13 protein-coding genes are annotated in these 15,192 nt (G+C 71.3%); 8 read left to right on the top strand and 5 right to left on the bottom strand.

The annotated features are described in order from the left end of the window. Position 1: 1 nt before the first annotated feature. On the bottom strand, positions 2-3,211 hold the full coding sequence (locus tag ENE75_RS09675) for a S41 family peptidase (protein WP_128198050.1): 3,210 nt from the start codon (positions 3,209-3,211) through the stop codon (positions 2-4). Between the two features lie 186 nt (positions 3,212-3,397). Between ENE75_RS09675 and ENE75_RS09670 the strand changes: the two genes are divergently transcribed. Then, positions 3,398-3,637, top strand: coding sequence for a hypothetical protein (locus ENE75_RS09670; RefSeq protein WP_128198049.1), 240 nt, complete (start codon positions 3,398-3,400; stop codon positions 3,635-3,637). A 139-nt stretch (positions 3,638-3,776) separates the two neighbouring features. On the opposite strand, the gene ENE75_RS09665 is transcribed toward ENE75_RS09670, so the two are convergent. Continuing rightward, positions 3,777-4,580, bottom strand: a complete 804-nt coding sequence (locus tag ENE75_RS09665) for an exodeoxyribonuclease III (protein ID WP_375138475.1) — start codon at positions 4,578-4,580, stop codon at positions 3,777-3,779. Positions 4,581-4,590: 10 nt separating this feature from the next. On the opposite strand from ENE75_RS09665, the gene pyrE reads away from it, so the two are divergent. Together pyrE and ENE75_RS09655 are read left to right on the top strand one after the other, a co-directional pair. Then, positions 4,591-5,289, top strand: coding sequence for an orotate phosphoribosyltransferase (pyrE, locus tag ENE75_RS09660; protein WP_128198047.1), 699 nt, complete (start codon positions 4,591-4,593; stop codon positions 5,287-5,289). A 37-nt stretch (positions 5,290-5,326) separates the two neighbouring features. Continuing rightward, complete coding sequence (locus ENE75_RS09655; RefSeq protein ID WP_128198046.1) at positions 5,327-6,052, top strand: hypothetical protein; 726 nt, start codon at positions 5,327-5,329, stop codon at positions 6,050-6,052. A gap of 27 nt (positions 6,053-6,079) precedes the next feature. Here ENE75_RS09655 and gatB read toward each other — a convergent pair whose 3' ends face one another. Genes gatB through gatC form a run of 3 tightly spaced genes read right to left on the bottom strand, consistent with a single transcriptional unit; the run spans position 6,080 to position 9,308 of the window. Then, the gene (gene gatB, locus ENE75_RS09650; protein ID WP_128198045.1) at positions 6,080-7,531 is read right to left on the bottom strand and encodes an Asp-tRNA(Asn)/Glu-tRNA(Gln) amidotransferase subunit GatB; all 1,452 of its coding nucleotides are present in this window, start codon (positions 7,529-7,531) and stop codon (positions 6,080-6,082) included. Then, positions 7,528-9,012, bottom strand: a complete 1,485-nt coding sequence (gene gatA / locus ENE75_RS09645) for an Asp-tRNA(Asn)/Glu-tRNA(Gln) amidotransferase subunit GatA (RefSeq protein WP_128198044.1) — start codon at positions 9,010-9,012, stop codon at positions 7,528-7,530. The genes gatB and gatA overlap by 4 nt, the downstream gene beginning before the upstream one ends. After that, positions 9,009-9,308, bottom strand: coding sequence for an Asp-tRNA(Asn)/Glu-tRNA(Gln) amidotransferase subunit GatC (gene gatC, locus ENE75_RS09640; protein WP_128198043.1), 300 nt, complete (start codon positions 9,306-9,308; stop codon positions 9,009-9,011). The genes gatA and gatC overlap by 4 nt, the downstream gene beginning before the upstream one ends. 223 nt (positions 9,309-9,531) lie before the next feature. On the opposite strand from gatC, the gene ENE75_RS09635 reads away from it, so the two are divergent. From ENE75_RS09635 to rodA, 5 genes are read left to right on the top strand one after another with little or no spacing between them, the layout of a single operon-like run. Then, entirely contained in the window at positions 9,532-10,575 is a 1,044-nt protein-coding gene (locus ENE75_RS09635) for a rod shape-determining protein (RefSeq protein ID WP_128198042.1), read from the top strand. Positions 10,576-10,587: 12 nt separating this feature from the next. Further along, a complete protein-coding gene (mreC, locus tag ENE75_RS09630) occupies positions 10,588-11,514 on the top strand; it encodes a rod shape-determining protein MreC (RefSeq protein ID WP_128198041.1) in 927 nt (308 codons plus the stop codon). Next, positions 11,511-12,029, top strand: a complete 519-nt coding sequence (mreD, locus tag ENE75_RS09625; RefSeq protein WP_128198040.1) for a rod shape-determining protein MreD — start codon at positions 11,511-11,513, stop codon at positions 12,027-12,029. Before mreC ends, mreD begins: the two co-directional genes overlap by 4 nt. After that, positions 12,026-14,035, top strand: a complete 2,010-nt coding sequence (mrdA, locus tag ENE75_RS09620; RefSeq protein ID WP_233259002.1) for a penicillin-binding protein 2 — start codon at positions 12,026-12,028, stop codon at positions 14,033-14,035. Before mreD ends, mrdA begins: the two co-directional genes overlap by 4 nt. Beyond that, positions 14,032-15,186 carry a rod shape-determining protein RodA gene (gene rodA, locus ENE75_RS09615; protein WP_128198039.1) on the top strand — a complete coding sequence of 385 codons (1,155 nt, stop codon included), beginning with the start codon at positions 14,032-14,034 and terminating at the stop codon, positions 15,184-15,186. The genes mrdA and rodA overlap by 4 nt, the downstream gene beginning before the upstream one ends. The last annotated feature ends 6 nt before the right edge of the window (positions 15,187-15,192 follow it).

Raw genomic sequence — 15,192 nt, 5'->3', positions numbered from 1 at the left:
GTCACGACGCGGCAGTTCGCGGCGGCAGCGGCGGCGGTGCCAGCACCGGCCGCGGCGTGAAGGCCGGGCGGCTGACGCCGTCGCGCTCGATGGCCGCCAGCACGGTGTCCAGCGCCGTCTCCAGCTGCCGGTCGCGGCCGGCGGCGGCGTCCTGCGGCGCGTTGTCCACGGCCACCTGCGGGTCGGTGCCGTGGTTCTCCACACCCCAGCCCACGTCCTCGAACCAGAACGAGAACTCGGGCTGCGTGGTCGTGCTGCCGTCGGCCAGCGTGTGCCGTGGCCAGATGCCGATGACGCCGCCCCACGTGCGCGTGCCCACCAGGGTACCCAGCTTCAGCAGCTTGAAGCCGTGGCTGAAGATGTCGCCGTCACTGCCGGCGTGTTCGTTGGTCAGCGCCACCACCGGGCCGGCGCGCGACTCGTCGGGGTAGGGCGCAGGCCGCTGCCAGCGCGCCATCACGTAGCCGAGCCGACGGCGCGCCAGCTTCTCCAGCAGCAGCTCGGAGACGTGGCCGCCGCGGTTGTAGCGCACGTCGACGATCAGGCCATCACGGTCGCACTCGGTGCGGAAGTAGCGGTGGAACTCGGCGAAGCCGGCGGACATCATGTCCGGCAGGTGCAGGTAGCCCACGCGGTCGCCGCTGTGCTGGTGCACCCAGGCGCGCCGTGCCTCCACCCAGGCGCGGTAGCGGGCAGGGGTTTCGTCGGCCAGCGGCTGCACCAGCACCTCGCGCGTGCCTCGTTCGCCAGCCAGCGTGAGCGCCACCTTGGCGCCGGCCTGCCGGCGCAGCAGCGCCTGCGGCGGCCGGTCGGCCGCCAGCGTCTGACCGTTGACGGCCACGATGCGCTCGCCTATGCGCGCCTGCACGCCGGCCAGCGCCAGGGGTGACGTGGCCTCCGGGTCCCAGGCGTCGCCTTCGGCCAGCGCCGTGATCGCCCAGCCCTGGCCGTCCCAGGCCAGGTCGGCGGCCAACTGGCCCAGCGCCAGGTCCGGCGGCTGGCGGTGGTCGCCGCCCATCTCGTAGGCGTGCGAGGTGCCGAGCTCGCCCTGCAGCTCCCAGATCAGGTCCGACAGGTCGGCGCGCGTGCAGACCTTGGGCAGCAGGGGCGCATAACGCTGCCAGACGGCGTTCCAGTCGATGCCGGACATGTCCTCGACCCAGAACTGGTCGCGCTGCAGCCGCCAGACCTCGCGCAGCATCTGTCGCCACTCGGCGGGTGGGTCGAGCATCAGGCGCACCCGGCCGAGGTCCAGCCAGCCGCTGCGGCGCGACGGCTTGTCGTCGTCGGGTCTGTCCTTCGGGTCGGCGTCGGCGGCGATCACGCGCAGGCGCTGGCCCATGCGCTGGCCCATGCGCAGCAGCACGGTCGTCGCGTCGGCGGCGACGACGAAGGCGTCGACCCCCTCGCACAGCGTCTTGGCCTCACCGGCGGCGAAGTCGTAGCGCTCGAGCGTGCCCGGCCCTTCCTTGTGGCCGCCGCGGCCGTGGGCGCCGGCGATCGGCAGCCGCGTCCACAGCACGCGGCCGCCGGCCGCCCCGGCGATGTGGCCAAAGCGGCCTTCGGGCACCGGGAACGGCAGCACACGCTGCGCCAGGCCGTCGAGGTCGATGCGGGTCAGGCCACTGGATGCGGCCGCAGGCTTGTCGGGTTCGGCCTTGGCCAGCCCGCGCAATGCCGGCTCGAACGGCGACGCGGCATCGGCGCGCAGCAGCACCGCATACGGGCGCGCGCCACGGGGAAAGCTGAGCTCGAACTGCAGGCTGTCGTAGACCGGGTCGAAGGTGCGGTTGGACAGGAAGTACAGGCAGCGACCTTCGGGGTCGAAGGCGGGGCTCCAATCGTGGAACTCCGGCGACGTGACGGGCGTGATCCGGCCGGTGGCGAGCTCCAGCAGCCGGACGGCACGGTGGCGGCCGCTGGTCCAGCAGGCATAGGCCAGCCAGCCGCCGCAGGGCGACCAGGCCAGGTCGTCGATGCGGCCGGCGTCGCTGTGGTCGGCCAGCTTCAGCTCGCCGCTGCCGGTGTCGCCGACCCAGAGCTGGTTTCGGTGGTTGGCCAGGGCCACGTGATCGCCGCGCGGGGCCGCGGCCATCTCCACCACGCGCCCCAGCGATGCGGCCGGCCAGGGCAGCACACTGTGGCCGTCCGGGCGGTGAAGGGCCACGCACTCCTCGCCGTCGGCACCGCCGTCGGCCACTACCACCAGCGTGCGGCTGTCGGCCAGCCACTGGCCATGGCGGTGGCGTACGCCGTCGGCCGGGCCATGCTGGCGCACTGCCCCCTCCCAGAGGCCGAAGCTGACCAGCTTGCCACGCACCTCGAGCGCCACCGAATGGCCCTGCGGGTGCAGGTGCGCGGCGCCGACGTGGGCCGCGGCGTCGACCGCGCGCGGCGCGGTCTGCGCGCGTGCGGCCGGCACGTCCAGCGGCAGGGCCCGCGTGGCACCGCTGGCCGGGTCGAAAAGCCACAACTCGGCGGCGCACTGGTAGACGATGCGGCGGCCATCGGTGGCCGCGTGGCGGGCGTAGTGCTCGGCGTGGTCGGTGTGGCGCTGCAGATCCTCGCCCTGCGGCGTGCAGCTGTAGAGGTTGCCCACGCCTTCGTGGTCGCCCAGGAACCACAGGCGCTGGCCAATCCACATCGGGCAGGTCACGTTGCCCGGCAGGGCCAGCGGCCTGAACTCGCCATCGCCGGTGGCATCGACCCACAGCCGTCCGGCGGTGCCGCCGCGGTAGCGCTTCCAGCGTGCCGGGTCGGCGGTGTTGCGGCCGATCACGCGTTCGCCACCTGGACCATGGGCCAGGTGGTTGACCTGACCCAGCTGCAACGGCACCGGCCCGCCGCCATCGACGTCGATGGCCCAGGCCTGGTGGTTGCGCACGAAGGCCTGGCCGGCGGTGCTGATGCACAGGATGCGGCCATCGGGCAACCAGCCGCGCACCTGGGTGTCGGCGCCGAACCAGGTCAGCCGGCGCGCCGGCCCGCCCGCGGCGGGCATCACGAAGACCTCGGCATGCCGTTCGTCGCGGCCGGTGTAGGCCAGCCACTGCCCGCAGGGTGACAGGCTGGGCCAGGCCGGCTCGCCCCGCCCGCTGCTGACGCGCCGCGCCGCGCCGCCGCCCATGGTGGCGGTCCACAGGTCGTCGTCGCAGACGAAGGCCAGCCGATCGCCGGCGATCGTGGGCATGCGCAGGTACGGGGACAACATCTGGGGCGACTCTCGGCGGGGCAATGCAACCCTGCGAGCTTACGCCCGGGGGCATCACGGCATGGGCACCGTGCGTCCCCCGTCGGGGGGCCACCTTGCGGTGGATGGTCATCGCGGGCGCGTGGGTGCACGATGCGCGCGTCAGGCTGTTGCGTCTGGCGCTCGTCCGAACCCAAGGAGAACCCCGTGCACTTCCAGGAACTCACCGAGGGCGCCTACCGGATCTACGTGGGCGCGCTGGAATCACCGATCGGCGACGGCTACACCGCCGCGCTCGTGGTGCAGCCGCGCCACGGCGGCCGCGAGATCTTCAGCGATGACCGCCTGTCCTGCGGGCACCGCTGGGCCACCGCGGACGACGCCATGTCCTACGCGCTGCGCAAGGGCCGGGCGCTGATCCGCGAACGGGTGGTGCAGGTGGCCTGAACCGGACGGCCGGCCCGGCGGCGTGGGGGGTGGCCGCCGACAAAGGGGCGAGCGCATGCTTGCGCGAGCGCGGCCTGCAAGGTTGAGCGGCATCGCCAGCCACCTGCCGAGTCCACGGCAGCGGCGGCCGCTCGCCGGCTCAGAGCTTGAAGTCGTAGTCGATGGTCAGCGGCGCGTGGTCGCTGAACTTGCGGTCCTTGTAGATCGCGGCGCTGCGGGCCGTGGCCGCCAGCTTCGGCGTGGCCAGGTGGTAGTCCAGCCGCCAGCCCACGTTGTTGGCATAGGCTTGGCCGCGGTTGCTCCACCACGTGTAGCAGGCCTCGGTGGTGTCGGGATGCAGGCGGCGGTAGACGTCCACCAGCCCCGCGTGCCCCGGCTCGGTACCCAGCAGCTTCGTCATCCAGGCCCGCTCCTCAGGCAGGAAGCCGGAGTTCTTCTGGTTGCTGCGCCAGTTCTTCAGGTCCTGCGCCTGGTGGGCGATGTTGATGTCGCCCACGAGGATGAACTCGCGTTCGGCCTTCAGCGCCAGCAGGTGCGGGTAGATCAGGTCCAGGAAGCGGTACTTGGCCGCCTGCCGGTCCTCGCCGCTGGAGCCGCTGGGGAAGTAGCAGCTGATCACGCTGAGCTTGCGGCGCGCCGTGTCGTAGCGCGTCTCCACGTAGCGGCCCTCGCCGTCGAACTCGCCGCCGTCGAACCCGATGATCACGTCGCTGGGCGCCTTGCGGCTGTACAGGCCCACGCCGGAGTAACCTTTCTTCTCGGCGTAGTGGAAGTGGCCATCGAGGTCGCCCACCTTGGTGAAGCGCTCACCCACCACGTCTGCCTGGGCCTTGATTTCCTGCACGCCCATACAATCGGCGCCCGTTTGCGCCGCCCATTCGACGAAGCCCTTGTCGGCCGCCGACCGGATGCCGTTGAGGTTGAGGGTGACCAGACGGAACAAGGGAACCTCCATGACAAGCACACAGAACCCCGCCCACGGGGTCGATCCCCTGGCCCAGGAATTCGTGCGTTTCGCGGTGGACGCGCAGGTGCTGCGCTTCGGCGAATTCAAGACCAAGGCCGGGCGGCTCTCGCCGTATTTCTTTAACGCCGGCCTGTTCGACGACGGCGCCAAGCTGGGCCGCCTCGCGGAATTCTATGCACGCCGCCTGCTGGCCTCGGGCATCGCCTTCGACATGCTGTTCGGCCCGGCCTACAAGGGCATCACGCTGGCCGCGGCGGTGGCCATCGAGCTGGCGCGGCTGGGCCGCAACGTGCCCTTCGCCTACAACCGCAAGGAAGCCAAGGACCACGGCGAGGGCGGCACGCTGGTCGGCGCCAAGGTCGCCGGGCGCGTGCTGATCATCGACGACGTGATCTCCGCCGGCACCTCGGTGCGCGAGTCGATCGCGATGATCACCGCCGCCGGGGGCACCCCCTGTGGCGTGGCCATCGCGCTCGACCGCCAGGAGATGGCCACCGAGAACGGCAGCGACGTGCCGTGGTCGGCCGTGCAGGATGTCCGCAATCGGCTGAAGCTGGAAGTGGCGGCGATTGCCACCCTTGATGACCTGCTTCAGTATCTGCAATCCGGGCAGGATCCGGCCTTGCAGGCGGCATTGGCGCCCGTGCAGGCCTACCGCAGCCGATACGGTGCGCAGGCCGCGTGAACCATCGCCCGCTGCCGGAGTCTGCCCAGCCTTGCCCATGAGCCCCCGCCGCCGTCCCGTTGCCGCCCCCGCCGCCCGCTGCCTCGTGCTGGCGGCCGCGGGCGCGCTGGCCCTGCCGGCGCTGGCGCAGCGCACGCCGCCGGCTTCGGCCGCCGGCCCCGGCATCTACACCTGCATCGACGACCAGGGGCGGCGCCTGACCTCCGACCGCCCGATTCCAGCCTGCACGCACAAGGAACAGCGCATCCTCAACCGAGACGGGTCGCTCAAGGGCGTGCTGCCGCCGACCCTGACCGCCGAGGAACGCGCCGCCAAGGAAGCGCGCGAACGTGCCGCCGCCGAGGCCCGTGCCGCGCAGGCCGACGCGGTGCGCCGCGACCGCAACCTGATGAACCGGTTCCCCGACCAGGCGGCGCACGACAAGGCGCGCCACGCGGCGCTGGACACGGTGCGGCTGGCCATCCGGGCGTCCGAACTGCGGCTGGAGGCGTTGAGCCTGGACCGCAAGCCGCTGCTCGACGAAGCCGAGTTCTATGTCGGCAAGCCATTGCCGGCCGCGCTGAAGGCGCAACTGGACGCCAACGATGCCGCCGTGGCGGCACAACGCTCGGCGATGCACACCCAGGAAGCCGAGGTCGAGCGCATCAACCGGCTCTACGACGCCGAACTGGCCCACCTCCAGAAGCTGTGGGCCGGCGCGCCGGCGGGGTCGATCGGTAGCGTGGCGGTCGCACCGGGCCGCGGCGGCCGCCCCCGGGAATAGTTCGCCCCGGCAGGCCTGGTCCGGCGATCAGCCCGCCAGCAGCTTGCGCAGGATCTCGCTGGCCTGGCCCGGGTTGGCCTTGCCCTGCGTGGCCTTCATCACCTGGCCCACCAGCGCGTTGAAGGCCTTGTCCTTGCCGGCGCGGAACTCCTCCACCGACTTCGGGTTCTTCGCCAGCACCTCGGCGGCGATGGCCTCCAGGGCGCCGGTGTCGTTCATCTGCTTGAGGCCCTTGGTGGCGATCACCGCATCGACGTCGTCGGCCTCGCCCGACCACAGTGACTCGAAGACCTGGCGTGCCGCGTTGTGCGAGACCGTGCCGTCCTGCACCCGTTGCAGCAGCGCCGCCAGCAGCGCCGGCGACACCGGGCAGGCCTCGATGCCGGCGTCGGTCGCGTTCAGGCGCTTGCTGATCTCGCCCATCAGCCAGTTGGCCACCATCTTCGCCGGCGCTCCCGCGTCACGCGCGGCCTCGTAGTAGCGCGCGAAGGCGAGGCTCTGCGTCATCATGGCCGCGTCGTAGGCCGGCAGGCCGTCGGCCTGCTGGAAGCGCGCCGCCATCGCGCCCGGCAGTTCCGGCATCTCCGCGCGCGCGCGCTCCACCCACTCGGGCGCAATCACCAGCGGCGGCAGGTCCGGGTCGGGGAAGTAGCGGTAGTCCTGCGCGTCTTCCTTGCTGCGCATGGCCCGCGTCTCGCCGGTGTCGGGGTCGAACAGCACGGTGGCCTGGTGGATCGGCAGGTCGTCCTCCAGGCTGTCGATCTGCCACTGGACCTCGAAATCGATCGCCTGCTGCAGGAAGCGGAAGCTGTTGAGGTTCTTGATCTCGCGCCGCGTGCCCAGCGGCGCGCCGGGGCGGCGCACCGAGACGTTGGCATCGCAGCGGAAGCTGCCTTCCTGCATGTTGCCGTCGCAGATGCCCAGCCACACCACGAGGCGATGCAGCGCCTTGGCGTATTCCACGGCCTCGGCGCTGCTGCGCAGGTCGGGCTCGGTCACGATCTCCAGCAGCGGCGTGCCAGCGCGGTTGAGGTCGATGCCGCTTTGCCCGTGGTAGTCCTCGTGCAGGCTCTTGCCGGCATCCTCTTCCAGATGCGCGCGCACCAGGCGCACGCTGCGCTCCTGGCCATCCAGCAGGTAGCCGACGCTGCCCCCCTGCACCACCGGGATCTCGTACTGGCTGATCTGGTAGCCCTTGGGCAGGTCGGGGTAGAAGTAGTTCTTGCGCGCGAAGATCGACAGCGGTGCGATCTTCGCGCCCACCGCCAGCCCGAAGCGGATGGCCCGCTCAACCGCACCGCGGTTGAGCACCGGCAGCGTGCCGGGCAGGGCCAAGTCCACCGCGCAGGCCTGGGTGTTGGGCTCGGCGCCGAAGGCCGTGCTGGCGCCGCTGAAGATCTTGCTGGCGGTGGACAGCTGGGCATGGGTCTCGAAGCCGATCACGACTTCGTAGCCGCGGACGAGGGGGGCAGTGCTCATGTGGGGCTGCGGCGGTGGAAGTCCGTCGCCTGCTGGAAGGCGTGCGCCGCGTGCAGCAGCGCGCCCTCCTGGAAGTAGTTGCCGATCAGCTGCAGGCCGACCGGGAGTCCGCCGGCGCCGAAGCCGGCCGGCACGCTCATGCCGGGCAGGCCGGCCAGGCTGGCGGGCAACGTGAAGATGTCGGCCAGGTAGGCCTTGACCGGGTCGTCGCCCTGGTCGCCCAGGGACCACGCCACGGTGGGCGCCACCGGGCCGGCGATCAGGTCGCACTGCGCGAAGCAGGCCTGGAAGTCGTCGGCGATCATGCGCCGCAGCTTCTGCGCCTGCAGATAGTAGGCGTCGTAGTAGCCGTGGCTGAGCACATAGGTGCCGATCATGATGCGTCGCTTGACCTCGGGACCGAAGCCTTCGGCGCGGGTCTTGCGGTACATGTCGACCAGATCGTCGTACTGCGCCGCGCGGTGGCCGAACCTCACGCCGTCGAAGCGGCTCAGGTTGGAACTGGCCTCGGCCGGGGCGATGATGTAGTAGACGGGGATCGACAGTTCCGTGCGCGGCAGGCTCACGTCGACCAGCGTGGCGCCGAGCTTCTCCAGCTCGGCCAGCGCCACGCGCACCGCACCCGCGACGTCCGCGGCCAGCGCCGCCGGGAAGAACTCCGTCGGCAGGCCGATGCGCAGGCCGGCCAGCGGCCGGGCCGCGGTGGCGCCTTCGCGTGGCGCGAGCATCTGGGCGTGGAAGTCCTGCGGCGGGCGCTCGGCGCTGGTGGCGTCGCGCGGGTCGAAGCCGCTCATCGCCGACAGCAGCAGGGCGCAGTCCTCGGCGCTGCGCGCCAGCGGCCCGGCCTGGTCCAGGCTGGAGGCGAAGGCGATCATGCCGTAGCGGCTGCAGACACCGTAGGTGGGCTTGATGCCGGTGACGCCGGTGAAGCTGGCGGGCTGGCGGATGGAGCCGCCGGTGTCGGTGCCGGTGGCGCCGGGCACCAGGCGCGCCGCAACCGCCGCGGCCGAGCCACCGGACGAGCCGCCGGGCACCCGCGTGCGGTCCCAGGGGTTCCTGGCCGGGCCATAGGCCGAGTTCTCGTTGGCCGAACCCATGGCGAACTCGTCGCAGTTGAGCTTGCCCAGCGTGACGGTGCCGGCGTCGGCCAGGCGCTGGACCACGGTGGCGTCGAACGGGCTGGCATAGCCGGCCAGCATCTTCGAGCCGGCGGTGGAGGGCAGGCCACGGGTGACGAAGATGTCCTTGTGCGCCACCGGCACGCCGGTCAGCGGCCCGGCCTGACCCTGTGCACGGCGCGCATCGGCCGCGCGCGCCTGGGCCAGCGCGGCATCGGCATCGACGGCGAGGAAGGCGCCGAGCTCGGTGTCGGCGGCAACTCTCGTCAGCAGATGTTGCGTCAGTTCCGTGCTGGAGACACGGCCACCGGCCATCGCCCGGGCCGCCTCGGCCACGCCCAGTTCGTGCAGGTCGGCGCTCATTCGATCACCTTCGGCACCAGGAACAGCCCGTCCTCGACGGCCGGGGCGCTCTGCTGGTTGACATCGCGCTCGTTGGCTTCCGTGACCGCGTCGTCGCGCAGGCGCAGCGCCACCTGCTGCACGGCCGACAGCGGTGTGTACAGGGGCTCCACGCCGCTGGTGTCGACGGCGCTCATCTGCTCGACGATGCGGAAGAAGCCGCCGAGCTGGGTCAGCATCGCCGCCTGTTCGGCGGGCGAGAGGTCCAGCCGCGCCAGGCTGGCGATGCGGCTCACGTCCTCGGGGGTCAGGGCCATGGTTCGGTGGGCGGTCTGGGGGGCTGTGCCGGAAGCGGAAAACCCGCGAAAACGCGCACGATGCGGGCGTTTGCGAGGGGCGATGCAGTATTATCCCCGGTTACCTGAAAGCCTCGGGCCAACCGCGTTTGTTCGCTAGCGTGGGCCCATGACCCGCACGCTTTCACTGCGCCCCCGCCACGACCCCGACATCGCGCCACTCCGGCCGCCCGCCAAGGCTCTCATGTTTGCCTCCATGCGCCGTTACTTCTCGACGGACCTCGCCATCGACCTCGGCACCGCCAACACCCTGATCTACGTCCGCGGCAAGGGCATCGTGCTCGACGAACCTTCGGTGGTCGCCATCCGCCACGAAGGCGGGCCCAACGGCAAGAAGACCATCCAGGCCGTCGGCGCCGAGGCCAAGGCCATGCTGGGCAAGGTGCCCGGCAACATCGAGGCCATCCGGCCGATGAAGGACGGCGTGATCGCCGACTTCACGGTCACCGAGCAGATGCTCAAGCAGTTCATCAAGATGGTCCACCCGCGGTCCGTCCTGAAGCCCAGCCCGCGCATCATCATCTGCGTGCCCTGCGGCAGCACCCAGGTCGAGCGCCGCGCCATCCGCGAGAGCGCCCTGGGTGCCGGCGCCAGCGACGTCTACCTGATCGAGGAACCCATGGCCGCGGCCATCGGCGCCGGCCTGCCGGTGTCCGAAGCCTCCGGCTCGATGGTGGTGGACATCGGCGGCGGCACCACGGAAGTCGGCGTCATCTCGCTCGGCGGCATGGTCTACAAGGGCAGCATCCGTGTCGGCGGCGACAAGTTCGACGAGTCCATCATCAACTACATCCGCCGCAACTACGGCATGCTGATCGGCGAGCCCACCGCCGAGGCGATCAAGAAGAACATCGGCAGCGCCTTCCCCGGCAGCGAAGTCAAGGAGATGGAGGTCAAGGGCCGCAACCTCTCCGAAGGCGTGCCGCGCAGCTTCACCGTCAGCTCCAACGAGATCCTGGAAGCCCTGACCGACCCGCTGAACCAGATGGTCAGCGCCGTGAAGAACGCGCTCGAGCAGACGCCGCCTGAACTTGGCGCCGACATCGCCGAGCGCGGCATGATGCTCACCGGTGGCGGCGCCCTGCTGCGCGACCTCGACCGCCTGCTGGCCGAGGAAACCGGTCTGCCGGTGCTGGTGGCCGAGGACCCACTGACCTGCGTCGTGCGCGGCTGCGGCATGGCGCTGGAACGCATGGAGCGCCTGGGCTCGATCTTCACCTCGGAATAAGGCGCCCGCGCCGTGCCCCTGGGCACCCTGGACCGCACGCCGCCGCCCTTCTTCCGCCAGGGCCCGTCGGCCGTCACCAAGCTGGCGGTCTGCGCCGCGCTGGCGCTGTTCCTGATGGTGGCCGACGCCCGCTTCACCGTCGTTGCGCCGCTGCGCACGGCCGTCGCCACAGCACTCCTGCCCTTGCAGCGTGCGCTGATGGTCCCGGTGGAGCTGATGCGTGGCGGCGGCGGCTACCTGCAGGGCCTGCAGCAGGCCCAGGCCGAGGCGGCCGAGGCCAGGCGGGCACAGGCCTTGCTGTCACAGCAGGCCGCGCGTGCCGACGAGCTGGCGCGCGAGAACCAGGCCCTGCGGGAACTGCTGGCACTGGCACCGGCGCGCGTGCCGCGGCAGCGCGCGGCGGAGGTCCTGTTCGAGTCGCCCGACCCGTACAGCCGCAAGCTGGTCATCGACCGTGGCCAGGCCCAGGGCCTGCGCCCCGGCTCGGCCGTGATCTCGCCGGACGGCGTGCTGGGCCAGGTGACGCGGCTGTACCCGCTGTCGGCCGAGGTCACGTTGCTGTCGGACCGCGACGCCGCGATCCCGGTGCTCAACCTGCGCACCGGCCAGCGCGCGGCCGCCTTCGGGGGTGTCCGTGGCGAAGGCGACGCGACGATGGAACTCCGCTTCGTCGCTGCCAACGTCGACATCGCCGAAGGCGACCGGCTGCAGACCAGTGGCCTGGACGGCATCTACCCGTCCGGGCTGGCCGTGGCCACGGTGCGCCGTGTCGAGCGGCGCGCCGAAGGCGGCTTCGCGCGCGTGCTTCTGGCGCCTGCCGCGCCCGGCGATGGCGTGCGCCACGTGCTGGTGATCGATCCGCTCGAGGGGGCCACCGCCGCCGCACCTGCCGCCTCGGCCGCGGCGTCGGCCGGCTCACCGCAGGAGACCGCCCGATGATCATGCGCCGCGGCGAGGCCCTGCTGCTGCCGGCCAGCCCCTGGTTCATCGGCCTGACGCTGCTGCTGGCGCTGGGCGCCAACGTGCTGCCCTTCGGCCGCGTGCCGGCCATGCCCGACCTGCTGGCGCTGGTGCTGGTGTTCTGGGCCGTGCACCAGCCGCGCCGCGTGGGCATCGTCGTGGCCTTTGTCTTCGGGGTGGTGATGGACGTGCACCAGGGCGCGCTGCTGGGCCAGCACGCACTGGCCTACACGCTCATGTCGTTCGGCGCGGTGGCCATGCACCGGCGGCTGCTGTGGTTCGAGCTGCCGGCGCAGATGCTGCAGGTGCTGCCGCTGTTCGTGCTGGCGCAGGTGACGATGCTGGGCGTCGGCCTCGCCGCCGGCGGCATGTTCCCGGGCTGGTCGATGTGGCTGGCACCGGTGTTCCAGGCCCTGCTGTGGCCCGTGGCCACGTTGCTGTTGCTGGCACCGCAGCGCCGCGCGCCCGATCCGGACCAGAATCGACCGCTGTGACCCGCCGATTCGCCACCGCCGCACCGGCGCTGAAGGACATCGACAGCGAGCTCGACCGCTTCCGTGGCCGGCTGCTGGCCGCCGCGGCGCTGGTGCTGCTGTGCTTTGCGCTGGTGGTGGCGCGCCTGGTGTGGCTGCAGGTGATCCGCCACGACGAGCTGGCCACACAGGCCGAGGCCAACCGCATCGCGGTGCTGCCGGTGGTGCCCAACCGCGGCCTGATCGTCGACCGCCACGGCGTGGTGCTGGCCAACAACTACTCGGCCTACACGCTGGAGATCACACCGTCGGAGGTGGGCGGCCGCGCGGAGCTGGAGGCACTGATCGACGAACTGGCGCAGGTGGTGCCCATCGATGCCGGCGACCGCCGCCGCTTCCGCCGCCTGCTGGAGGAAGGCAAGCGTTTCGACGCCGTGCCCATCCGCAACCGGCTCACCGACGCCGAGGTGGCGCGTTTCATGGCGCAGCGCTTCCGCTTCCCCGGCGTGGATGTCAACGCCCGTCTGTTCCGCCACTACCCGCTGGGCGAGACCGCCAGCCACCTGCTGGGCTACATCGGCCGCATCAACGCCGCGGAAAAGAAGCGCATCGACGAGTGGCCCGAGGAGGAACAGGCCAACTACCGCGGCACCGAGGTCATCGGCAAGCTGGGCCTGGAGCAGCGCTACGAACCCGCACTGCACGGGATCACCGGCTTCGAGGAGGTGGAGCAGACCGCCGGCGGCCGCGCCGTGCGGCGGCTCAGCAGCCACCCGCCCACGCCGGGCGACAAGCTGGTGCTGTCGGTGGACATCCGGCTGCAGGCGCTGGTGGAGCAGCTGTTCGGCAACCGGCGTGGCGCCTTCGTCGCCATCGACCCGCGCAACGGCGAGGTGCTGGCGCTGGTGAGCAAGCCCACCTTCGACCCCAACCTGTTCGTCGACGGCATCGATCACGACAGCTGGCGTGCACTCAACGAGAGCCTGGACAAGCCGCTGTTGAACCGGGCCCTCCGGGGCACCTACCCGCCCGGCTCCACCTACAAGCCCTTCATGGCCATGGCTGCGCTGAACACCGGCAAGCGGCGCGCCGACACGGTGATCCACGACGGCGGCACCTTCACGCTGGGCAACCACACCTTCCGCAGCCATGGCGACGTCGGACTGGGTGCGGTGGACATGAAGCGCTCCATCGTCAAGTCGAGCAACGTCTATTACTACGAACTGGCCAACGACATGGGCGTGGACCTGATCCACGACCAGCTCGCGCCCTTCGGCTTCGGCCAGCGCACCAACATCGACCTGGACGGCGAGCTTACCGGCGTGCTGCCGTCCACCGCCTGGAAACGCGCCGCCTACAAGCGGCCGGAGCAGCAGCGCTGGTATGCCGGCGAGACCATCTCGCTGGGCATCGGCCAGGGCTACAACCACTTCACGATGCTGCAGCTCGCCAGCGCCACGGCCACGCTGGCCAGCGGCGGCCAGCGCTTCCAGCCGCATCTGGTGCGTGCTGTCGAGGACGCGGTCAGTGGCCAGCGCCGTGAGCTGACTGGTGAGGCGCTGACGCCGCTGCCGCTGAATCCGCAGCACGTGCGGGTGATTCTCGACGCCCTGGAGGGGGTGGTGCTCGAAGGCACGGGCGCGCGCGTGTTCGCCGGTGCGCCGTACCGCAGCGGCGGCAAGACGGGCACCGCGCAGGCGGTGACGATCCGCCAGAACGAGAAGTACGACGCCCGCAAGCTGGCCGAGTACCAGCGCGACCACTCGCTCTACATGGCCGTGGCGCCCATCGACGCGCCCACCGTCGCGCTGGCCGTCATCGTCGAGAACGCCGGTTTCGGCGCGGCCGCCGCGGCGCCCATCGCCCGCCGGGCGCTGGACTACCTGCTGGCCGGTGTGGTGCCCAGCGAGGCCGACATCGCCGCGGTGCAGCGTGGCGAGGCGGGCGCGCCCATCGGCACGCCACGGCCAGCGGCCGAGTACGTGCTGCCGGGGCTGGCCGACACGCCGCCGGAGGCCGCGCCATGAGTGCCGTCTTCGAGCAGCCGTCACTGGCGCACCGCACCTGGCGCGTGTTCCAGGGCTTCGACGGCCCGCTGCTGTTCGCGATCGCCTGGCTCGGCGCGCTGGGCCTGGTGGTGATGTATTCCGCCGGCTTCGACCACGGCACGCGCTTCGTCGACCATGCGCGCAACTTCGCGCTGGCGCTGGGGGTGATGTTCGTCGTCGCCCAGGTGCCGCCGCAGCGGCTGATGCAGGTCGCCGTACCGCTGTACACCATCGGCGTGGCGCTGCTGATCGCCACCGCGCTGTTCGGCGTGACGAAGAAGGGCGCCACGCGCTGGCTCAACGTGGGTGTGGTGATCCAGCCGTCGGAGATGCTGAAGATCGCGATGCCGCTGATGCTGGCCTGGTGGTTCCAGAAGCGCGAGGGCCAGCTGCGTGCGGCTGATTTCGGTGTGGCGGCACTGATCCTGGGCCTGCCGGTGGCGCTGATCCTCAAGCAGCCGGACCTGGGAACTTCGCTGCTGGTGGCCGCGGCGGGGCTGTTCGTCATCTTCTTCGCCGGCCTGTCCTGGCGGCTGATCGTGCCGGTGCTGGCCGCCGGCGCCATCGGCATCGTGGCCATCGTGGCCTTCGGCGACACGATCTGCCAGGAGGGCGTCAAGTGGCCTGGCATGCGCGATTACCAGAAGACCCGCGTTTGCACGCTTCTGGACCCGACGCGCGACCCGCTGGGCAAGGGATTCCACATCCTGCAGGGGCAGATCGCCATCGGCTCCGGCGGGGTCACCGGCAAGGGCTTCATGCAGGGCACGCAGACACACCTGGAGTTCGTGCCCGAGCGCACCACCGACTTCGTCTTCGCCGCGCTGTCGGAGGAGTTCGGGCTGCTCGGCGTGGTGGTGCTGGTGGTGGGCTACCTGGCCCTGATCGGCCGCGGTCTGTGGATCGCCGGCATGGGGCCGACGCTGTTCGCGCGCCTGCTGGCCGGTGCCATCACGCTGAGCCTGTTCACCTACGCCTTCGTCAACATGGGCATGGTCAGCGGCATCCTGCCGGTGGTGGGCGTGCCGCTGCCCTTCATCAGCTACGGCGGCACGGCGATGGTGACGCTGGGCCTGGGGCTGGGCATCCTGATGTCGGTGGCGCGGGCGCGCCGGCTGATGCCGTCCTGAACGGGC

Origin of the sequence: Rubrivivax albus (assembly GCF_004016515.1) — a bacterium.
GTDB lineage: Bacteria > Pseudomonadota > Gammaproteobacteria > Burkholderiales > Burkholderiaceae_C > Rubrivivax > Rubrivivax albus.
This window is presented reverse-complemented; position numbering and strand designations above follow the sequence as displayed.